The sequence below is a fragment of the Pseudomonas sp. S2_F03 genome, from assembly GCF_054668335.1.
This window is the reverse complement of the sequence record NZ_CP162759.1, coordinates 4,898,686-4,919,384: the sequence shown is the minus strand read 5'-3', so window position 1 is coordinate 4,919,384 and position 20,699 is coordinate 4,898,686. Positions and strand designations below refer to the sequence as shown.

Annotated in this window: 18 protein-coding genes and 7 pseudogenes; 11 read left to right on the top strand and 14 right to left on the bottom strand. The window is 59.0% G+C overall.

Annotated elements, in window-relative coordinates; translation table 11 throughout:
* Positions 1-150 precede the first annotated feature (150 nt).
* From AB4N76_RS23035 to AB4N76_RS23005, 7 genes and pseudogenes are all read right to left on the bottom strand, one after another.
* A complete protein-coding gene (locus tag AB4N76_RS23035) occupies positions 151-492 on the bottom strand; it encodes a ribonuclease E inhibitor RraB (RefSeq protein ID WP_460163565.1) in 342 nt (113 codons plus the stop codon).
* 215 nt (positions 493-707) lie between these two features.
* Positions 708-941, bottom strand: a complete 234-nt coding sequence (locus AB4N76_RS23030) for a hypothetical protein (protein WP_046027089.1) — start codon at positions 939-941, stop codon at positions 708-710.
* A gap of 161 nt (positions 942-1,102) precedes the next feature.
* Entirely contained in the window at positions 1,103-1,978 is an 876-nt protein-coding gene (gene speE, locus AB4N76_RS23025) for a polyamine aminopropyltransferase (RefSeq protein ID WP_046027090.1), read from the bottom strand.
* Between the two features lie 269 nt (positions 1,979-2,247).
* Positions 2,248-2,434: pseudogene (locus tag AB4N76_RS23020) on the bottom strand (PLDc N-terminal domain-containing protein); the annotation flags it as partial.
* Between the two features lie 85 nt (positions 2,435-2,519).
* Positions 2,520-3,047: pseudogene (locus AB4N76_RS23015) on the bottom strand (hypothetical protein); the annotation flags it as partial.
* 105 nt (positions 3,048-3,152) lie between these two features.
* Positions 3,153-3,670, bottom strand: a pseudogene (locus AB4N76_RS23010) (ankyrin repeat domain-containing protein).
* A 96-nt stretch (positions 3,671-3,766) separates the two neighbouring features.
* On the bottom strand, positions 3,767-5,605 hold the full coding sequence (locus tag AB4N76_RS23005; protein WP_460163564.1) for a long-chain-acyl-CoA synthetase: 1,839 nt from the start codon (positions 5,603-5,605) through the stop codon (positions 3,767-3,769).
* Positions 5,606-5,945: 340 nt separating this feature from the next.
* On the opposite strand from AB4N76_RS23005, the gene AB4N76_RS23000 reads away from it, so the two are divergent.
* Positions 5,946-6,224, top strand: a complete 279-nt coding sequence (locus AB4N76_RS23000; protein ID WP_046027152.1) for a DUF3509 domain-containing protein — start codon at positions 5,946-5,948, stop codon at positions 6,222-6,224.
* 209 nt (positions 6,225-6,433) lie between these two features.
* Here the strand turns inward: AB4N76_RS23000 and mtnC are convergent, their stop codons facing one another.
* From mtnC to aroC, 5 genes and pseudogenes are all read right to left on the bottom strand, one after another.
* A complete protein-coding gene (mtnC, locus tag AB4N76_RS22995; RefSeq protein ID WP_460163563.1) occupies positions 6,434-7,117 on the bottom strand; it encodes an acireductone synthase in 684 nt (227 codons plus the stop codon).
* A gap of 4 nt (positions 7,118-7,121) precedes the next feature.
* The gene (locus AB4N76_RS22990) at positions 7,122-7,667 is read right to left on the bottom strand and encodes a 1,2-dihydroxy-3-keto-5-methylthiopentene dioxygenase (RefSeq protein ID WP_077430607.1); all 546 of its coding nucleotides are present in this window, start codon (positions 7,665-7,667) and stop codon (positions 7,122-7,124) included.
* Between the two features lie 12 nt (positions 7,668-7,679).
* Positions 7,680-8,299 (bottom strand): annotated as a pseudogene (locus AB4N76_RS22985) (methylthioribulose 1-phosphate dehydratase).
* On the bottom strand, positions 8,296-9,447 hold the full coding sequence (locus AB4N76_RS22980; RefSeq protein ID WP_460163562.1) for an MFS transporter: 1,152 nt from the start codon (positions 9,445-9,447) through the stop codon (positions 8,296-8,298). The pseudogene AB4N76_RS22985 and the gene AB4N76_RS22980 overlap by 4 nt, the downstream one beginning before the upstream one ends.
* Before the next feature lie 28 nt (positions 9,448-9,475).
* Positions 9,476-10,566, bottom strand: a pseudogene (gene aroC / locus AB4N76_RS22975) (chorismate synthase).
* Positions 10,567-10,650: 84 nt separating this feature from the next.
* On the opposite strand from aroC, the pseudogene AB4N76_RS22970 reads away from it, so the two are divergent.
* Both AB4N76_RS22970 and AB4N76_RS22965 read left to right on the top strand, forming a co-directional pair.
* Positions 10,651-11,650 (top strand): annotated as a pseudogene (locus tag AB4N76_RS22970) (alpha/beta hydrolase).
* Between the two features lie 95 nt (positions 11,651-11,745).
* Positions 11,746-12,537: a hypothetical protein gene (locus tag AB4N76_RS22965; RefSeq protein ID WP_046027100.1), complete on the top strand. Its 792-nt coding sequence runs from the start codon at positions 11,746-11,748 to the stop codon at positions 12,535-12,537.
* Between the two features lie 126 nt (positions 12,538-12,663).
* Here AB4N76_RS22965 and prmB read toward each other — a convergent pair whose 3' ends face one another.
* Positions 12,664-13,572, bottom strand: coding sequence for a 50S ribosomal protein L3 N(5)-glutamine methyltransferase (gene prmB / locus AB4N76_RS22960; protein WP_046027101.1), 909 nt, complete (start codon positions 13,570-13,572; stop codon positions 12,664-12,666).
* 238 nt (positions 13,573-13,810) lie between these two features.
* Here prmB and AB4N76_RS22955 point away from each other — a divergent pair, with 238 nt between their 5' ends.
* The 5 genes and pseudogenes from AB4N76_RS22955 to AB4N76_RS22935 all read left to right on the top strand — a co-directional run bounded on the left by AB4N76_RS22955 (position 13,811) and on the right by AB4N76_RS22935 (position 16,583).
* Positions 13,811-14,401: a cysteine hydrolase family protein gene (locus AB4N76_RS22955; protein ID WP_460163561.1), complete on the top strand. Its 591-nt coding sequence runs from the start codon at positions 13,811-13,813 to the stop codon at positions 14,399-14,401.
* Positions 14,402-14,532: 131 nt separating this feature from the next.
* Positions 14,533-14,852: pseudogene (locus AB4N76_RS22950) on the top strand (hypothetical protein).
* A gap of 74 nt (positions 14,853-14,926) precedes the next feature.
* Positions 14,927-15,484 (top strand): Smr/MutS family protein, encoded by a 558-nt coding sequence (locus tag AB4N76_RS22945; RefSeq protein ID WP_046027104.1) that lies wholly within the window; start codon positions 14,927-14,929, stop codon positions 15,482-15,484.
* Positions 15,485-15,561: 77 nt separating this feature from the next.
* On the top strand, positions 15,562-16,107 hold the full coding sequence (folE, locus tag AB4N76_RS22940) for a GTP cyclohydrolase I FolE (protein ID WP_003204506.1): 546 nt from the start codon (positions 15,562-15,564) through the stop codon (positions 16,105-16,107).
* Between the two features lie 104 nt (positions 16,108-16,211).
* A complete protein-coding gene (locus AB4N76_RS22935) occupies positions 16,212-16,583 on the top strand; it encodes a glutathione S-transferase N-terminal domain-containing protein (RefSeq protein ID WP_046027105.1) in 372 nt (123 codons plus the stop codon).
* Positions 16,584-16,645: 62 nt separating this feature from the next.
* Here the strand turns inward: AB4N76_RS22935 and AB4N76_RS22930 are convergent, their stop codons facing one another.
* The gene (locus tag AB4N76_RS22930) at positions 16,646-17,812 is read right to left on the bottom strand and encodes an aminotransferase-like domain-containing protein (protein ID WP_046027106.1); all 1,167 of its coding nucleotides are present in this window, start codon (positions 17,810-17,812) and stop codon (positions 16,646-16,648) included.
* 82 nt (positions 17,813-17,894) lie between these two features.
* On the opposite strand from AB4N76_RS22930, the gene AB4N76_RS22925 reads away from it, so the two are divergent.
* The 3 genes from AB4N76_RS22925 to AB4N76_RS22915 all read left to right on the top strand — a co-directional run bounded on the left by AB4N76_RS22925 (position 17,895) and on the right by AB4N76_RS22915 (position 20,698).
* Positions 17,895-18,341 carry a MarR family winged helix-turn-helix transcriptional regulator gene (locus AB4N76_RS22925; RefSeq protein WP_046027107.1) on the top strand — a complete coding sequence of 149 codons (447 nt, stop codon included), beginning with the start codon at positions 17,895-17,897 and terminating at the stop codon, positions 18,339-18,341.
* A 317-nt stretch (positions 18,342-18,658) separates the two neighbouring features.
* Positions 18,659-20,008 (top strand): NCS2 family permease, encoded by a 1,350-nt coding sequence (locus tag AB4N76_RS22920; RefSeq protein WP_077430608.1) that lies wholly within the window; start codon positions 18,659-18,661, stop codon positions 20,006-20,008.
* Between the two features lie 63 nt (positions 20,009-20,071).
* On the top strand, positions 20,072-20,698 hold the full coding sequence (locus AB4N76_RS22915; protein ID WP_077430609.1) for a LysE family translocator: 627 nt from the start codon (positions 20,072-20,074) through the stop codon (positions 20,696-20,698).
* The last annotated feature ends 1 nt before the right edge of the window (position 20,699 follow it).

Genomic DNA, 20,699 nt, shown 5'->3' with positions numbered 1-20,699 from the left:
CAGCCCGAACTTCCCTTTAGCCGCCTGCTCAGGCGGTTTTTTTGCCTCGGATTCTTGTTTCAGGGTTTTGCCAGCAGCGGTTTACTGCGCCCATAAACCAAAACGGCCAACCCGAAGGTCAGCCGTTAGTGCGTGTCACTGTTCATAGGATTATGCGAGTAGCCCTCGTACCTCCTGCTTGACGCCCCATCCTTCAATGATGCCGCCCAGAGGCTCGACCACGGCCTCGAAACCTTGCTCGAAATCGCCGATGTCATCATAAGTGGCGTACATGACCTTGCTCAGTTCGAGTGCCCATGCGCCATCGTCGCGCACACTGATTTGCGCATTCAGCGATTCGCCACGGTAATGACCTGCTGCTCTGCGGGCCCGCTCCTCGTCGGGAAAAATGGCGTAGAACTCGATGGGGTGGAATCTTGAAAAGTCGAAACCGCCTTCTTTCATGCGGCGCAGCACCGGGCTGCTGATGTCTTCTTGATAGGCTGTGCTCATGAAACGTCCCCCTCATAGTGATGGATAGACTTTCCGTATTCCCGGCACACGCAACCGAATGGTGCGTGCGATGCGGCAACCTCGTTGCCGGTGGGAAGCTAAGCATGTAGCTGACAAGACCAGACCTTAGCGATCCATTCGCTGATCTCGATTGCAGAGTAGCCTCAAGAGAGAGCCGCTGCCAAGAGCCTGGATGAGAATGAGACAGGAGGTGTTCAGATTGGCGTGATGCCGAGGATTTGGATGCTGTTCTGGGCTTTGAGGCTTTTGACGCCGGCATCAACGGTTCGTCCTTCCAGATCATTCAGATCCAGTTCGGCGGCCACAGGAAGAAGCCTGGCCTTGATGAGTTTGGCGGCTTCCTCGTTGTCCGGGCACTCGTCGCACTCAAAGACTTCGTCGATGGTTTCGCCGTGATCATCCACGAAAGTGATTTTCCACTTTTGCATCAGTGCCTCCTCGATAAAACCCATGGATGGGCTTACAAGCATCTCGACCTTGTTAGCAGGCTAATTGTTCCACTGACGCGCTCCAGGACAGATGAAAAAAAGGGCCGGCAGCGGTGTGTTTTCCACACCACCGCAAACGGCCCTTTCTGATTGACGCGGGATCAGTCGTTGCTTGGCTTGTTCACAGCCTGCAGGACGTATTGCGGCAAGGCAAAAGCGCCGATGTGGATCTCTGGATTGTAGTAACGGGTGATGATGCCGCTACCGGCAAAGCGCTGCTGCAGGGTTTCGCGGGACAGTTTGCGATAAGCGGTATTGGTCGCGCCCCAGGCAAACGTCATCGAGCCGCCGATGTAGGTCGGCACGGCCGCCTGGTAGAAGTGCCAATCCGGGAACAGGCTGCGCAGGCGCCCGGCGGTGGTTTTGACTTCTTCTATCTGCATGAACGGCGTGCCGTTCTGGGTGACCAGAATGCCGCCTTCGTTCAGGCAGCGGCGGCAGGCCTGGTAGAAGTTTTCCGAGAACAGCACTTCGCCCGGACCGATCGGGTCGGTGGAGTCGGAAATGATCACGTCGAACTTTTCAGTGGTGGTGGCGACGAAACGCATGCCGTCGTCGATCACCAGGTTCAGGCGAGGATCTTCGTACGCACCTTTGGAGTGGTTTGGCAGGAATTCCTTGCACATGTCGACCACGGTACCGTCGATTTCGACCATGGTGATGTGTTCGACGCTGCGGTGCTTGGCCACTTCGCGCAGCATGCCGCCGTCGCCGCCACCGATGATCAGCACACGCTTGGCGCTACCGTGCGCCAGGATCGGCACGTGGGTCAGCATTTCGTGGTAGATGAATTCGTCGGCTTCGGTGGTCTGGATCACGCCGTCCAGTGCCATTACCCGGCCCATGCGCGGGTTTTCGAAAATCACCAGGTGTTGATGTTCGGTGCGCACTTCGTGCAGCAGTTTTTCCATGCGAAAACGCTGGCCATAGCCTTCGTAGAGGGTTTCCAGGTAGTCGCTGGTAGGGGTGGTGCTCATGGGAAGTGCTCCGATGAATGCGGGTGGCAACGGACGGTTACCCGCCCATGATGGCCAATCGATTGGCTCGATTGACCGGGAAAGGCGCGCATTCTACGTCGCCGAAGATGACAGGTCGAACCTCTTGATCGGCTCACCCCAATCCTGTGGGAGCGGGCTTGCCCGCGAAGCAGACGACGTGATCTGTCAGTTGCACCGCGATATCGTTCATCGCGGGCAAGCCACGCTCCCACAGGTTCAGTGTCGTTTTTTGGGAGACCCGTCAGGAATTTGACGTTGCCCCGTGGCCCGGCGATGGCCCAGATGATCAGGCCCAGCACCGGCAGAAAGGCGATCAACAACACCCAGAGGGATTTTCATCCCGGTGGTGGCACCACTTTTAAACACGTTGATGATGGCCCAGATGTCCAGGACAAAAATGATCAACGCAACAAGGCTGTTGAACGTGGAACCCATGGTGACGCTCCCAAAGAGTGATAAGCCCTCTTAGGATAGACGGTCGTCGCGAGGGTTCCTTTTTATTGACAGTGTCTGGGTGTCGGACGTGGATGGCCACTTTCAGCGCTTCCAGCGATGGCGCGGCAGCGATGCCGACTTCGGCGCACAGCTCCAGCACGCGAGGAATGTCGTTGCCGTAGACCAACACCACTTGCAGCTCATCGTCGAGCAACTGGCTGAAATTCATCAGCGTGTAGCCGCCGTTTTCCTTGTTCATGCTGCCCATCTGCACCTGAATGCGGTTGAGCGCGGTCAGGGCTTCGGTTTTGGCCAACTGCTTGGGTTTGATATTGAAATCAACGCCTGGGCCGAACGAGGCGACGATCTGCGCGAACAGGTCCACGTAGGTATCAGCCTGGAACAGCACCGTCTCCGGCAGGCTGCCGACCACCACCCATTCGCCCAATGGAATCGGGAACGTGTCGTCGTAGTTGATATCCGGATTGGCCGTCAGAAAAGCTTCAGGATCGGCGTAGGCCTGGGCCGCTTCGTCCGCGACCTTGAGGATTTCGTCGTCGCTCATGCACCCGGAGCTGATTTTGCTGATGAGTTCGACGAGTGCGGCTTTCATGGCGACGGATCCTGTAGCGAGTGAATTTTGGAGGGCGCGAAGGATAGCGCATTCAGGAGGGATTGCGGACCTGTGGTGAGGAGCAAGCTCCCTCGCCACAAAAGGTCAGCCGAGCAGCTTTTCCAGCTGAGCGATGGTATCGACAGCGCCCAGGGTTTTCGCCGCATCGAGTGCCGACACGCCATTGGCGTCCTTGGCTTCGGATCGGCGCCTTTGCTAATCAGGTAGTCCACGATGGCAACGCGGTTGAACATCGCGGCCATCATCAAAGCAGTACGGCCATCAAACGATGAACCTTCCACTTGCGCGCCACCGTCGACCAGTGCCGTGACCACTGCCAGATCGCCCTTGAACGCCGCACCGGCGATCGGGCTCTGGCCGTTGTCGTTGCGAATTTCCGGGTCGGCCTTGTGTTCGAGCAGGACTTTCACGGTCTCCACGTGGCCATGGTAGGCGGCCAGCATCAGCAAGGTGTCGCCTTTGTGGTTGCGCAAGTTAGGCGGCAGGCCTTTGGTCAACAGCGCAGCCATCATGGCCGCATCGCCCTCGCGCGCCTTGTTGAATACCTGTTCGGCAAATTCAGCGGCTTCTTCGGGGGTCATCTGGCGGCTTTGGTCTGACATCGGGGGCTCCCTGTTGGGTTATTCGCAAAGCCGACAGTTTCCCGAGCGGCCCCCACGCTGTCACTTGTTTTTTCTCAAGGGCCGCCATAGCCACATTCAATAGCGGTACTTGCCACCCTGGATATCCGCCAGCACCTGCTCGGTCACTTGTACGTAAGTCTGGGTGCCGGGTAGCCAGGCATAGATCGGGTCGTCGCCGGTTTTGCCTGGGTCGAAGGCTTCGTCCTTGAGCCGGGTCTTTTGGTATTTGAACGTCCCGGTGGTCTCCATTTTCACTTTCACCCGCAAGAACAGCGGCACCGCATAGGCCGGCATTTGCTGGCGAGCAAATTCCAGCAGTTCGCTGAAGTCCAGGGTGGCCAGGGATTCAGCCGGCGTAATTGCCGCCATCCCGGCACGCCCGTTGGTGTTCTGGACTTCCACGCCATACGCCACGGCTTCGGCGATGTGCGGGTGTTGCAAGAGGATATTTTCGACTTCCGTGGTCGATACGTTTTCGCCCTTCCAGCGGTAGGTATCGCCCAGCCGATCGACGAATTGCGCATGGCCGAAACCGATGTTGCGCAGCAGGTCACCGGTGTTGAAGAAACGGTCGCCCTTCTGGAACACGTCATGCAATACGACTTTTTCGGTCTTTTTCGGATCGGTGTAGCCGTCCAGCGGCGCCTTGTCGTCGATCCTGGCCAACAGCAAACCCTGTGCACCCTTGGGCACTTTGCTCATGAAACCCTTGGCATTGCGAATCGGCTGACCGCTGTCGTGGTCGTAAGCCACCAATTCCCAGGCCATCAGCGAGAAACCGATGGTGTGGTCAAAGTTGAGGATATTGGTGAACCCGATGTTGCCGTCGCTGGCCGCGTACAGCTCGCAGATGTGGTCGATGGCAAAACGGGTTTTGAAGGCGTCCCAAGCGCCGGGACGCAGACCGTTGCCGACCATTTTTTTCACGGTGTGCTGGCTGTCGTCGGCGCTCGGTGGCTGATCCACCAGATAACGGCACAGTTCGCCCACGTAGCCGAGGGTGGTCGCGTGGTATTTGCGGACGTCGCTCCAGAACTGGCTGGCGCTGAACTTGCGTCGAATGGCAAACCCCGAGGCGCCACTGATGGCCGAGCCCCAGCACACGCAGAGCCCGGTCGCGTGATACAGCGGCAAAGTGCAATAGACGATGTCGTGCGGCTGCATGTCGAGGGCGATCAGGCCGAAACTGGCGGAGCTGCGCATCCAGCGCCCGTGCTTGAAGACACCGGCCTTGGGCAATCCGGTGGTGCCCGAGGTGTAGATATAGAAACAAGGATCGTCGAAAAAAACCTGCTGGCTGCTGGCCGGGTTGTCGTCGATCGCGTCGGCACTGGCCGTCATCAGGTTGACGAAACCATCGGGGGCAATGCCCGGATGGCTGTAGGTGTCTTGATCGGCGACGTACCAGGTTCGCGCTGGCGCGATGGACACCCGTTCGCGGACTTGCGAAAACGCCGGGACCAGTTCGCCACCGACAATGATCGCCACGGGCGCCACCAGGTTCAGGCTGTGCGCCAGCGTATCGCGGGTCTGCGAGGTATTGAGTAAGGCGCTTATCGCGCCGACCTTGGCCACCGCCAGAATCGTTACCAGCAATTCCGGGCGGTTCTCGATGAAGACTGCGACCACGTCACCCTTGCCGATGCCTTGGGCAATCAGATGATGCGCAATGCGGTTGGCCCATTGGTTGACCTGCGTATAGCTCAGCGTGACATCGCCCTGCAGTAATGCGGGCCCCTCGGGGTTGCGCAATGTCGCCTGCTCGAAACTCCAGCCCAGGCCACACGGTTGGGTCGGATCCTTGACGTTGGCGACTTTCAGGCCCTTCACCACGCGGGGAATGGCTTTGGCGATCGTCGGCAGTTTGCGGAGCATCATGCCCCAGGTAATCGTGTCGTTCGACGTGCGTTTCATGCGTGCTCCCGCTGATTTTTTTATTGTCGGGCGGCGTTTATAGAGGCCGAAAATACGTCAGCGGTTCTGGCGCTGTACACGCGGTTTTTGCAATGTTTTGTATCCGCCCAGCGACGGATGAATCGTGAACATCGACGCGCCGATTGGTTCCATTCAATCATCGCTCATCTTTCAAAATGCAGGATGCACGATGGCCATTCATGCAGATTGCACGAAACCGAAAAACAGCAAGATTATTAACTTATTGATTTACAACGACTTTATAAAAATCAGGTACTGGCACAATCACTGCAACCTCCTCTCCATGCTTGCCAATCATGTGCAAATGGAGCTGATCGACATGAACCTGATCCAAGAAAAATTTTCGTCCCTGTTCTCCAACTTCGAAGTCACCACCCAACCGCGCCCGGACGGCGGGATTCTGCTGACCCTGCGCAGCACAGAAGGCAAAGTGTTTAAACGTTCGATTTCCTACCAGCAATTGCACGCTGGCGATCAGCTGTCGTGGGTAATCAGTGCGATTCGCCGTGACTTGGCCGAACAGGCCAGCGAATTGCCGCAGATCTCCATGCTGCAAAGCCAGCAACGGTTTGCGCTGCCGACTTATCACACGGCGTAAACCGCGCCAGCGCTAAAACAACTCAGGCCGTGAGAGCTTTCGCTTCACGGCCTGAGTTGTTTCTGGCGCTGCAGACAATATCTGGTTGCACACCAACCCTGTAGGAGCCGAGCTTGCTCGCGATGGCGGTGTGTTATTCAACAACAATATTGAATGACGGGGCCTCATCGCGAGCAAGCTCGGCTCCTACAGGTTATGAGTTGTGGGCTTTAGAAAGTGGTGGGGTTTATCCGCTCGAAACTGTCGACGGTTACATGGCCCGCCAACTCCCCGCCCTCTCGCGCCAACCCGCAGGTCGCCATCCCGGCCGTGCGCGCAGCGTCCAGCTCTTCGACGATGTCGGACAGAAACAGAATCTGCGAAGGCTCAAGGCCGATGGCCTGGGTGATGCGCTCGTAAGACTGCGCTTCACGCTTGGGACCGGACGTGGTGTCGAAATAACCGCTGAACAGCGGCGACAAGTCACCCGCCTCCGAGCAACCGAAAATCAGTTTTTGCGCCTGAATCGAACCCGACGAATAAACAAACAGTTGATAGCCTTCCTGATGCCAGCGCTTGAGCGCTTCAACAGCATCCGGGTAAACGTGGCCCTTCAACTGCCCCGCCTGATAACCCTGCTCCCAGACCATGCCTTGCAATGCCTTGAGCGGCGTGGCTTTACGGTCTTCGGCGATCCAGCCCAGTAGTATCTCGATCACGCGCTCGACATCAGCATCGGGCTCATTGCTATCGCGGCGAACGGCAGACAGCTGCTGCGCCACATCGGCGCGCCCGGCGTGCTGACGGACAAAATCCGGCAGGTGTCTGGCGGCGTAGGGAAACAACACGTCGAACACAAAACTCACCGCGCTGGTGGTGCCTTCGATGTCGGTGAGCATCGCTTTGATCGGCATCGGTTCAGTCCTCAAGACGCGGGAAGCGGTTGGCGATGTCTTCGCCGGTGAAATTGGCCACCCAGCCTTCAGGGTTGTTGAACAGGCGGATCGCGACGAAATGCGGATGCTCGCCCATGTCAAACCAGTGCGGCGTGCCCGCCGGCACCGAAATCAGGTCGTTCTTTTCGCAGAGTACCGCGTAGACGTAATCACCGATGTGCAGGGTAAACAAACCACGACCGGCCACGAAAAACCGGACTTCGTCTTCGCCATGACGGTGCTCGTCGAGGAACTTGGCACGCAGTTCGGCTTTTTGCGGGTGATCGCTGTTCAGGCTGATGACATCGACGGTGATGTAGCCGCGTTCGGTCATCAGCTTGTCGATTTGTTCCTGGTAGGCGGCGATCACTTCTTCCTGACTGGCGCCAGGCTGGATCTTCGCCGCCGCTTGCCAGCGGTCGAAGCGCACGCCCTGCTCGGCCAGCGTCGAGGCGATGTCTTCGAAATGGGTCAGCACCTTGTTCGGTAAGTCAGGGCTTGAGACGTGGTAAACGGACAGGCTGCTCATCAGGGCAACTCCTTAACGGTTAAGGATCGCGCGCGTCTTCAACTCGCACTCGAACAAAAATTCAAAGGCCTCGATCTGCCGCAACGCATCGCTCATCCGTGCGCCCCAGGTATAGAGGCCATGACCGCGAATCAGGTAGCCGACGCAATCGGGGTGGGCGTCCAGCCAAGGCTGCACCTCGGCGGCAAGGCGCGCAATATCCTGATCATTGTCGAAAATCGGTACCCGTACCCGAGACTCGTGGGTTGACACGCCGCTGAAGGCTTTTTGCAGTTCGTAGTCTTCGAACTCGATGAAGTCTTCCGGCGTCAGGCGCGACAACACCGTGGCGTTGACCGAATGGGTGTGCAGCACCGCGCCGATCTCCGGGCGCCAGTTGTAAAGCTGGGTATGCAGCAAGGTTTCGGCCGACGGTTTTTCCCCGGCTCCAGGCTGTTGCCCGCCAGGTCGGTGGCCAACACATCATCCAGACCCAACTGACCTTTGTGCTTGCCGGACACGGTCAGCAGCGCTTCGCTCGGCGACAGGCGCGTCGAATAGTTGCTGCTGGTGGCCGGTGACCAGCCGCGGCCATACAGAAAACGCCCGGCGTCGATGATTTCCTGGGCAAGGTGTTCACGGGTAAGGCTCATGGCCTGTCCTCTTGCAGAAGTGTGGCAATGATAACGGCAGCCGCCAGGGCTGCGAGGCTTGCAATACTAAAGGTCAATGTGGCGCCCAAGGCATTCCAGCTGTAGCCGGAATACAGCGCGCCCAATGCGCCACCGGTGCCGGCCAGCGCGGCGTACAACGCCTGGCCCTGGCCCTGCTGGCGTGCGCCAAAGCTGCGTTGCACGAACTGGATGGCAGCTGCGTGAAAGCTGCCGAAGGTCGCCGCGTGCAGCACCTGGGCAAACAGCAACACCCACAGATGGTCGGCAAATGACCCCAGCAGCAGCCAGCGCAGTGCCGCCAGCAGAAAACTCGCCATCAACACCCGGCGCACCGAGAAGCGCATAAGGATTTTGCTCATGGCCAGGAACATCAGGACTTCGGCGACCACGCCGACCGCCCAGAGCATGCCGATCACGCCACGGCTGTAGCCCAATCGCTCCAGGTGCAAGGTCAAAAACGTGTAGTACGGACCATGGCTCAACTGCATCAACGCCACGCAGCCATAAAACGCCAACACGCCGGGGCTGCGCAATTGCGTGAGGAAGCCCTCGCCCGCCAGCCGCTCACCCTGGACCGGTTGCGCGTTGGGCACCCACAGGCTGCTGAGCACGATCCCGGCCATGATCAACACCAGCGCGGCCGGATAGATGTCGAGGCTGAGCCATTCGAACAACCGCCCCAGCGCGACCACGGTGATGATGAAGCCGATCGAACCCCAGAGGCGAATCTGGCTGTAGCGCGCAGTCTGGCCTTTCAAGTGCGCCAGGGTGATGACTTCGAATTGCGGTAATACCGCGTGCCAGAAGAACGCGTGCAACGCCATGACCATCGCCAGCCAGGCGTAGGTCTTGCTGACGAAAATCAGCGAAAACGTCAGCAACGTGCACACCGCGCCGAAGCGCACGATGGCCAAGCGTCGGCCGGTGTAATCACCCAGCCAGCCCCAGATGTTCGGTGCCACGCAGCGCATCAGCATCGGGGTCGCCACCAGCTCGCCGATCCGCGCGCTGGAAAAACCCAGGTGATCGAAATACAGCGCCAGAAACGGCGCCGTCGAACCGAGCAAGGCGAAATAGAACAGGTAGAAACTGGAGAGCCGCCAGTACGGGAGCGCCGCCACAGTCATCAGACTGCAGCGGCTTCAAGGCCAGCCATTAAAGCTGACCCAGCACCGGTGTGCTCACACGCACATCGGCGTTCTGCCCGCGATGGCGCAGCAGATGATCCATCAGCACGATGGCCATCATCGCTTCAGCGATTGGCGTTGCACGAATACCGACGCACGGGTCGTGACGGCCCTTGGTGATGACTTCCACCGGGTTGCCATGGATGTCGATGGAGCGACCCGGCGTGGTGATGCTTGACGTCGGCTTCAGCGCTAGGTGCGCAACGATCGGCTGACCGGACGAGATCCCCCCAGAATGCCGCCAGCATTGTTGCTGAGGAAACCTTCCGGGGTCATTTCATCACGATGCTCAGTGCCGCGTTGGGCGACGCTGGCGAAACCGGCGCCGATTTCCACGCCTTTGACCGCGTTGATGCTCATCAGCGCATGGGCCAATTCAGCGTCGAGGCGGTCGAAGATCGGCTCGCCAAGGCCTGGCATGACACCTTCAGCCACAACGGTGATTTTCGCACCGACCGAATCCTGATCGCGACGCAGCTGGTCCATATAGGCTTCCAGCTCCGGGACTTTGTCCGGATCAGGGCTGAAGAAGGCGTTCTCTTCGACCGAATCCCAGGTCTTGAACGGGATTTCAATCGGGCCGAGCTGGCTCATGTAGCCGCGAATGACGATGCCCTGGGTCGCCAGGTACTTTTTCGCAATGGCGCCTGCCGCCACGCGCATCGCCGTCTCGCGCGCCGAGCTGCGACCTCCACCACGGTAATCGCGCTCGCCGTATTTGTGGTGGTAGGTGTAGTCGGCGTGGGCCGGACGGAACAGATCCTTGATCGCCGAGTAGTCCTTGGACTTCTGGTCGGTGTTGCGAATCAGCAGGCCAATGGAGCAACCGGTGGTGCGACCTTCGAACACGCCGGAGAGGATTTCGACTTCGTCGGCTTCCTGGCGTTGAGTGGTGTGACGGCTGGTGCCGGGCTTGCGCCGATCCAGGTCGCGCTGCAGGTCCTCAAGGGAAATTTCCAGGCCCGGCGGGCAGCCGTCGACAATGGCGACCAACGCCGGACCATGGCTTTCGCCCGCGGTGGTGACAGTGAACAGCTTGCCGTAGGTATTGCCGGACATGCAGGACGCTCCGTGAAATAGAACCTGAATACGTAATGCGCGCCAGTATACGCAGGCTACCCAAGTAGTTCATCCTCGAACCTTATGGGTGCCTGCGAGTCCAACCGGCATCTTTGTGAATGATGGCGTGATGATGCTGCGAGTTCTAGCCTTGAGCCTTACCCTGATATCTGGCTTTGCCCAGGCCACTGTGTTGCAACGGCCCATTACATTGGACACCGGCAGCGGTGAGCTATTCGGCTCGTTGTTGCTGCCAAAATCCGACAATCCCGTACCGGTTGTCCTGATCATTTCCGGCTCCGGCCCTACGGATCGTGACGGAAACAATACCGATGGCGGGCGCAATGACAGCCTCAAACGGCTGGCCTGGGTGCTGGCCAAACACAACATCGCCAGCGTGCGTTACGACAAACGCGGCGTGGCGGCGAGCCTTGCAGCCACGCCGGACGAGCGCAATCTGTCGGTAGAGGCCTATGTCGCCGACGCTGAAGCCTGGGGCGAGAAACTCAAACATGATCCACGTTTCGGCCCATTGATTTTGCTCGGCCACAGCGAAGGCGCCTTGATCGCCACGTTGGCGGCACCGAGTGTCGATCCTGCGGCGGTCATTTCCCTGTCCGGCAGTGCTCGACCGGTCGATCAGGTGTTGCGCCAGCAGTTGAGCAATCGCCTGCCGCCCGCCCTGATGCAGCGCAGCAATGAGCTGCTCGACAGCCTCAAGGCCGGGCACGTTGACGAAAACGTGCCGCCACCGCTCCAGGTGATTTTCCGCCCAAGTGTACAGCCGTACCTGATTTCGCTGTTCCGTCAGGACCCGGCGGCAGCGTTCGCCAAGTTGAAGATGCCGGCGCTGATCATTCAGGGCAGCAACGACATTCAGGTCGGCGTCGGTGATGCCAGGCTGCTGAAGGCCGCCAAACCGGACGCCGAACTGGCGCTGATCGAAGGCATGAACCACGTCATGCGCATCGTGCCCAACGATGTAAAACGGCAAATGGCCTCTTATAAAGATCCGCAATTGCCGCTGGCGGCCGAACTGGGCACTCGCATCCTCGGGTTTATTGACGGACTTCGCACCAGTTAAGCGCCGTTTGCCCTCCAGTCCTGTCAAAAACGGCCGATAAGCCTTTGTCGCCAGCGCAATGGCTGGCGGCAGGGCTTGGACAGGATCTCGCCGTTATGACTGATACCCAGACTTCACCCGACACCACCGCTGAAAAAGACGCTCCCACAGCGGTCGAGCTGCCGTGGGCGGACGTCCACGTCGAGCACCACAAGATGCTCCGTCTGGCGCCGCTGAAAACCGACCGCAACACCGGAGGTCGGCCACTTCGCTTTGTCGAATTCGGCTATGCCGAACGCAACAACAAAGAGCAGAGCCTGATGCGCATGAGCATCACCCTGCCCGGCCAGCGTGTGCGCAAAGAACAGAATCATCTGGACGTGTGGGTCGATCACACCACCAAACGTGTGCATTTCGGGCCCGACAGCGGCTTGCAGATTGAACCGATGAACCGTGGCATCGGCCGCTTCATGGCGGCTCAAGGGATCACCTGGGCGAAGAAGCGCTGGTCCGGCTACACCGTCGACGGCACGGACCTGAACAACAAAGATGCGTTGAACGAAGACACTCGCCTGCGTCGCGATCACTTCCTGAAGGCGCATGGTTTTGAAGTGGTGTATGCCGATGCCCAGCATTTGAAGGGCAGCGTCAAAGACGTGCAGGTGGGTGATCTGTCGGGCGAGTGGAACACTGAAAAACTGCAACTGGTGGAAATTCTCGAAGCCGCGCAGATGCTTCAGCAGGCCGAGCAGAATCTGGCCGAGCAAGAAGTGAAGCTCAAGACGCACGAAGAAAAGGTCAGCAAGTACAAGCGTGAAGACGCCGGGCTGCGCTTTACCATTACGTGTCTGGTGGCGTTTGCGGTGTTTCAGGCGGGGTTGTTGATCTGGATTGCGACACACCGGTAAAGATTCAGGACCGAGGCGTGCCCATCGCAGGCAAGCCGTGCTCCCACAGGTTTTATGTTGTGCTCAAGTTATGTGGCACACCCAAAACCTGTGGGAGCACGGCTTGCCCACGATGGCGCCCTCAGGTCAGACGCGGGAAGCGAACAAGGCCTGATGTTCGCGGCATTGTTCCGCCGTCAACATGAACACCCCATGCCCGCCACGCTCGAAATCGAGCCAGGCGAAATCGACTTCCGGGTACAGCGCCTCGACGTGAACCTGGCTATTGCCCACTTCGACAATCAGCAAGCCCTTCTCGGTCAGATGATCCGCCGCTTCTGCGAGCATGCGGCGCACCAGGTTCAAACCATCATCGCCACAGGCCAGTCCCAGCTCGGGCTCGTGTTGATATTCGTCCGGCATGTCGGCGAAATCTTCCGCATCGACGTAGGGCGGGTTCGACACGATCAGGTCGAAACGCTGACCCGGCAAACCATCAAAACCATCGCCCTGAACGGTGTACACCCGCTCATCGACACCGTGGCGCTCGATGTTCTGATTGGCCACCTCCAGCGCTTCGAACGACAGATCGGCCAACACCACTTCGGCGTTCTGGAACTCGTAGGCACAGGCGATGCCGATGCAGCCGGAACCGGTGCACAGGTCCAGAATGCGCGCAGGCTCGGTGCCCAGCCATGGCGTGAAGCGGTTTTCGATCAGTTCGCCAATCGGTGAACGTGGAATCAGCACACGCTCGTCGACAATGAACGACATGCCACAGAACCATGCTTCGCCCAGCAAGTAGGCGGTCGGGATGCGTTCTTCGATGCGGCGCTTGAGCAAGCGTTGCAGATTGACCAGCTCGTCTTCTTCCAGCGCGCAGTCGAGGTAGCTGTCGGCAATTTCCCACGGCAAGTGCAAAGCCCCCAACACCAACTGACGGGCTTCGTCCCAGGCGTTGTCGGTCCCATGGCCGAAAAACAGATCCTCCCCATGGAAGCGGCTGACGGCCCAACGGATATGGTCACGCAGGGTACGAAGGCGGGAAGTGATCACGGCGGCAAACTCCAGAAAAAACGACTGGCAATTCTAACAGCCAAAACGCGCCACGACGACGCAGGAAAAACACCGGAGCAGATGTAGGACCGATCCCTTTTTCCGCTGGCTATTGAACAAATCGAGTAACTTGACAAGGCTGCAAGCCAGCAAAGACGGCGCCTACGATAGTAGCGATTCACAGAACCGCTCAGCCAGAGGACAATGTCGCAAAAGCCCCACTCCAAGGAGCCCCAGAATGTCCGTTCCAAAAACGATGTTTCAACTCAGCGGCCGCGGTTATGCAGCCGCCAATCTGAGCCATGCGACGCTTGTTATTATCGATGCCCAGAAAGAGTACCTCAGCGGCCCGCTGGCCCTGAGCGGCATGGACGCTGCCGTCGCGAACATCAAGCAATTGCTCAACGCTGCCCGCGCCGCCGGCCGGCCAGTTGTGCATGTACGCCACCTCGGCACGCTGGGTGGGTTGTTTAACCCGCAAGGCGTCGGTGGCGAGTTCATCCCGGGGCTTGAGCCACAGGCTGACGAAACCATCATCGGTAAAATGCTGCCGAGCGCGTTCCACGGCACCGAACTGGCCAAACGCCTGGAAGACCTTGGTGCCCTTGACCTGATCGTCTGCGGTTTCATGAGCCACTCCAGCGTCAGCACCACGGTGCGCGCCGCCAAGAACCTGGGCTTTCGTTGCACCCTGGTCGAAGACGCCTGCGCCACGCGCGACTTGCCTTACAAGGGTGGCGTACTGACTGCCGAGCACGTTCATCAGACCGAAATGGCGATCATGGGGGATAACTTCGCTACCCTCGCGCTCACTCACGAACTGATTTGATCGGCACTCGATGAGCGGCCAATACTGCCGCTCATCCGCAAAAGTCTCTCATTTGCCGCAATTGTCTTAGCCTCAGGAACATCCCGGTCAACTCCCGGTCGAAGGGCCGATACCCATTGAGGAAGGTCGGAATGAAGTTATCCGATGGTTTTGACGCTCGGCGCTTGCGGCTAAAGGCCAACGCAACTGGCGTTTTCGAATTGGCGCCGCGTTTGCCGCATTGCTGGCAACCTGCGGTGTGTTGCTCGCCATGGCCGCCGCTGCCAGCCTGTTTGGCCACGTACCCGCGCTGGGTGAATTGAACGCCAGCCGGACCGCAGCGGCAGTGATTCTGGCGGTCGGCCTCTTCGTGCTGTACCTGGGCGTGTGGCTGTGGCGGCGCTGCCGGCGGCGTGCACGTCAGTCGCGCGAGCTGAACATGTCCCCGCACCTGATGAAAAAACACGACTGAACCGACGGCCTGGCTTTTTGCCGGGCCGTTTCGTGATTACTTGGGTAAACTGGCCGCCCTTCGCGGAGGCTGACATGCAAGACGACGATTTTTCCCTGTTCAAAAGTGCGATCCAAGGCGTCAAGCCGATCAAGCACGATCGCGCCGAAACCGGCAAACCCAAGGCCGACCGCGCGCAAATCGCCAAGCTGCGTCAAGCCGCGACCATTCGCACCGATGCCACCACCGTTGATGGGCTGTCCGATCAGTTCGTCATCGACGTCGGCCCGGAAGACGAATTAATGTGGGCCCGTGACGGTGTGCAGGAAAGCCAGATGCGCAAACTCAAGATCGGGCAGATTCCGTTCGAGGGCAGCCTCGACCTGCACGGCATGAACGTGGAAAAAGCGCGAGAAACCCTTTGGGCCTTTCTCGCCGAAGCCACCAAATTCGAAATTCGCTGCGTGCGCGTCACCCACGGTAAAGCCGTGCGTCTGGACGGCAAGCGGCCGATGATCAAGAGTCACGTCAACACCTGGCTACGCCAGCATCCACAGGTGCTCGGTTTCACTTCATGCCAGGCAAAACATGGCGGCGCGGGAGCAGTGTATGTAATGCTCAAACGCACCATGATGGAAGGTCGCGACGAGTAAAGCTGTCGCATCGCTCTTGCAGCACCGTGTTTGCCACCGTACCCTTGCCCTTTGCGTAAAATCCCACAGGTAGTTTCATGTCCCTGGAACAGAATTACACCGCGATCCTTGGCCAACTGGGCGAGGACGTCTCCCGCGAGGGCCTGCTCGACACGCCAAAACGTGCCGCCAAAGCCATGCAGTACCTCTGCCGCGGTTATGAACAGACGCTCGAAGAAGTCACCAACGGTGCCTTGTTCAGCTCCGACAACAGCGAAATGGTGCTGGTCAAGGACATCGAGTTGTACTCGTTGTGCGAACACCACCTGCTGCCGTTCATCGGCAAGGCCCATGTCGCTTATATCCCGAGCGGCAAAGTATTGGGCCTGTCGAAAGTCGCGCGCATCGTCGATATGTACGCCCGCCGCTTGCAGATCCAGGAAAACCTCAGCCGCCAGATCGCGGATGCGGTCCAGCAGGTCACCGGCGCCCTGGGCGTTGCGGTGGTGATCGAGGCCAAGCACATGTGCATGATGATGCGCGGTGTGGAGAAACAGAATTCGTCGATGATCACCTCGGTGATGCTCGGTGAGTTCCGCGAAAACGCGGCCACCCGCAGCGAGTTTCTCAGCCTGATCAAGTAACGGGCCGCACGAAGAAAACCGGCATTCATCGCCGGTTTTTTTTCGTCCGCAAAAAATCAGGTAAGCTGCGCGCCCTTCTTCATTCGCACCGTGAGGCTTTCAACGTGTTCGTAAAAGCGCTTCGTGTCGGCCTTGGCCAACTGATCATCTTCATCGACTTCATCACCCGTCCGGGCAAGAAGCAGCGCCCTGCCGCTGCTCAGGCTCAGGTCGAAGCGGCCGCCAAGGGCCTGACACTGTATCAATTCCACGCCTGCCCGTTCTGCGTGAAGACCCGCCGCTCCCTGCGCCGCCTGAACGTGCCGGTGGCCCTGCGCGATGCGAAGAACAACGAGCAGGATCGCCAGACTCTGCTGGAACAAGGTGGCAAGATCAAAGTGCCGTGCCTGCGTATCGAAGAGAACGGCCAGACCACCTGGATGTATGAGTCCAAGGTGATCATCGACTATCTGGATAAGCGATTCGCGGCTGCCTGACACCGCAAACTCCAGACAAAATTAAACCGGCCCTTGAGCCGGTTTATTTGTTTCTGCCCCCCTCAGGCTGCTTTAGCCGCCAGAGCCTGACGCACGACCGCCGCCAATCGCTTCAGCCCTTCATCCAGTCGAGCCGGGTCAATGTGACTGAAGTTCAGCCGCAGATGCCCGTGATGGTTGTCCGGCTCGGGAAAGAACGGTTCCCCCGGCATGAATGCCACGTCATTGTCCAACGCCGCATTGAGCAGGGTTCGTGTGTCCATTGGCTGTTTCAACGTCAGCCAGAAAAACAACCCACCCTGGGGCACGTTCCAGTCCGCCAGATCGGCAAAGTGCGTTTGCAGTGCTGCTTCAAATGCGTCTCGACGGCAGCGGTAGAAGTTGCGCAACTCACTCAGGTGTTGCTGGTATTTCTCGGTGCCGATCCATTGCAGCGCTTGCCATTGGCCAATCCGGTTGGTGTGCAGGTCCGCCGATTGCTTGAGCTTCAACAAATGCGGAAACAGGTCTGGGCTGGCAATCAGGTAACCGACACGCAGGCCCGGCAACAGGGTTTTCGAGACGGTGCCGGTGTAGATCCAGCTGGCTTTCTTCAAGCGACTGACAATCGGCGTGGCGCTGGCGCCGTCGAAGGTCAATTCACGATAAGGCTCGTCTTCGATCAGGGTCACACCGAACTCGTCGAGCAATGCCGCCACGGCATCGCGCTTGGCCTCGCTGTAACGCACTGCCGATGGGTTCTGGAACGTTGGAATCAGGTAGATGAACGCCGGACGATGTTTTTCCAGGCGTGCGCGTAACTGCATCAGGTCCGGGCCATCCGCTTGCTGCGGCACGGTGATGCAGTCGGCACCGAACAGCTGGAAGATCTGCAACGCCGCCAGATACGTCGGTGCTTCGAGCAATACCTCGGTGCCTTTATCGATATAGAGCTTGGCCGCCAGATCGAGGGTTTGCTGGGAACCGCTGACCACCAGCACCTGACTCGCCTCGCACGGCACGCCCAGCCCCCGTGCCTCTGCTGCCAGGGCTTCACGCAATGCGGGTTCGCCTTCGCTCATGCCGTACTGGCCCATGGACAACGGCAAGTCGGCCCATTCCACCTTCGGCAACATGGCTTCGGCCGGCAAGCCACCGGCAAACGACATCACTTGCGGACGTTGAGCGGCCGCGAGGATTTCTCTGATCAAAGAACTTTTGAGGCGCGAGACACGTTCGGAAAAAGCCATGAGAGTCACCGGTAGCGAGGCCTGAGGAAAATGAGTCAAACTTGTTGACCGAAATTACGACAGACCTGGCGGATACGTCAACATGATTGACCTTAAAAACCCGACATCCCAGCAACAGGCCATGGAAGCGTTTTTCTTTGGCTACCAGGCGTTCACCGCCAAAGCCGATGAAATGCTCGAACGTCGCGGCTTGAGCCGGGTGCATCAACGCATCGTGTTTTTCATCGCCCGTTATCCGAACCTCAGCGTGAAGGAGTTGCTGGCGCTGCTCGGCGTGAGCAAGCAAGCGCTGAACATGCCGTTGCGTCAGTTGGTAGAGATGCATTTGGTGAACAGTGTTGCGTCAGAAACTGACAAGCGGAAACGCCTGCTGGAGTTGACTGAGGATGGCGCGCGGTTCGAGCAATCGCTGCGGCGTGAGCAGGTGAAACTGCTGGAGCGGGTGTTTGCTGAGGCTGGGGAGACGGCGGTGAATGGGTGGTTGGCGGTGAACAAGGCGCTGGGGCAAACCCAGGTGCTTGCGGACTGAGTGTTCTGGTTGATGGATTTGTAGTGGGTGGTTTGGCCCCTTCGCGAGCAGGCTCACTCCTACAGGGGAATGCGGTCAACTGTGGGAGCGTGGCTTGCCCGCGATGGCGTCCTTCCTGGCGATATACCCCTATCGCCAAATATTTCGTCGACAAAATCAAAAACATTATTTGCTTTCTTTGTATACAAAAGCATAATCCACTTCGTGCGAGTTTCTGACCGTACGGTCAACAAATTCGCAAGTGCCTCAAAGGGCCGCTGCCACCCTCATGGGTCCGGCCCTGGAAATAACAATAAAACTCTTGAGGAGTACTCGCTGTGGAAAGCCGCAAATCCGAAGCATCGACGCTGGAACTCTCGCCGCCGTTACGCAATGGCTGGCTTGAGCGCATCTTCAAACTCACCTTGCATGGCACCACGGTGAAGACCGAGCTGATTGCCGGTCTGACAACCTTCATCACCATGGCTTACATCATCTTCGTCAACCCGAACATCATGGCCGACGCCGGCATCGATCACGGCGCCGCGTTTGTCGCCACCTGCATCGCCGCTGCATTGGGTTGCCTGCTGATGGGCCTGTACGCCAACTGGCCGGTCGGCCTGGCGCCGGGCATGGGTCTGAACGCCTTCTTTACCTACACCGTGGTCGGCACCATGGGCTACAACTGGGAAACCGCCCTCGGTGCGGTGTTCGTGTCCGGTGTGTTGTTCATGATCCTGACCTTTTCGCGGATTCGCGAATGGCTGCTCAACAGCATTCCGGTCAGCCTGCGCTTCGCCATGGGCGCCGGCGTGGGGTTGTTCTTGGGCCTGATCGGCCTGAAAACCGCAGGCATCGTCGTCGATAGCCCGGCAACCCTGATCAAGCTCGGCTCCCTGCGCGAACCCGGCCCGCTGCTCGCCGCCGTTTGCTTCTTGATGATCGCCATCCTCAGCTACCACAAAGTGTTCGGCGCGATCCTCATCAGCATCATCACCGTGACCCTGGCTGGCTGGGGTCTTGGCCTGGTGCATTACGAGGGCATCATGTCCGCCCCGCCGAGCCTGGCCCCGACCTGGATGGCCATGAACCTCGCCGGCGTCTTCAACGTCAGCATGATCAGCGTGGTCCTGGCCTTCCTCTTTGTGCACATGTTCGACACCGCCGGTACGCTGATGGGCGTGGCCCAGCGCGCCAACCTGGTCGGCGCTGACGGCCGGATCGAAAACCTCTCCCGCGCGATGAAAGCTGACAGTGCCTCCAGCGTATTTGGTGCGGTTGTGGGTGTTCCGCCGGTTACCAGCTATGTGGAAAGCGCTGCGGGTGTTGCGGCGGGTGGGCGCACAGGCCTTACTGCGGTGACCGTCGGCGTGCTGTTTATCGCGGCGATGTTCTTCGCCCCCCTGGCCGGGATGATTCCCGCCTACGCCACCGCTGGCGCGCTGATTTATGTGGCGATGCTGATGATGGGCGGCATGAAGCACATCGAATGGGACGAAGCGACCGACAGCATTCCGGCGATCGTCACTGCCATCATGATGCCCCTGACCTTCTCGGTCGCCGACGGCATCGCACTGGGTTTCATCACCTACGTGGCGCTGAAGGCCGGTACCGGTAAATACAAGGAAATCTCCGTCAGCTTGTGGGTGCTTTGCGCGATCTTCATCGCCAAGTTCATCTTCTTGTAAGCGGTCCTCGTTTCAACCCGCCTCACCCACCGGGTGGGGCTTTTGCACATTTGGAGGAAAGTGATGAGTCTGGAAACCTGGCTGCTGTTCAGCGGCGCTGCGCTGGTAGTGATCCTGATCCCGGGGCCGCTGTCTTTGCTGATGATCAGCAACAGTCTCAATTACGGTTTGCGCCGTTCTTACCCGGCGTTTCTCGGCGGTGTCATTGCCTCGATTTGCTTGCTCAGTGCCTCGGCGCTGGGCCTGGGCGCCTTGCTGTTGGCGTCGGAACAACTGTTCAGCGCGCTGAAAATCGTCGGCGCGCTCTATCTGTTCTACCTCGCCTGGCAGAGCTGGCAGCAATCGCGCCAGCCATCGGTGGGTGCCGAAGTGCCTCAGGCGGCGCCAGTGCCGCGCTTTCGTGCGCTGTTCGGGCGCGCGTTTGTGTTGGGCGCGAGCAACCCGAAAGACATTCTGTTCTTTGCCGCCTTCCTGCCGCAGTTCCTCAGCGCCGAGCAGCCGTTCCTGCCGCAGTTGCTGGTGATGATTGCGACCTGGACCGTACTCGACCTGCTGTGCAAGTTGGCCTATGGGCTGGGCGCACATGGCGCGGCGCGGTATCTGCGTAGTGGCAAGGGGCAGAGCTGGTTTAACCGGGTGAGTGCGGGGTTGTTTGGTGGTGCAGGCGCTGCATCTTTGTTGAGTCGCTAAG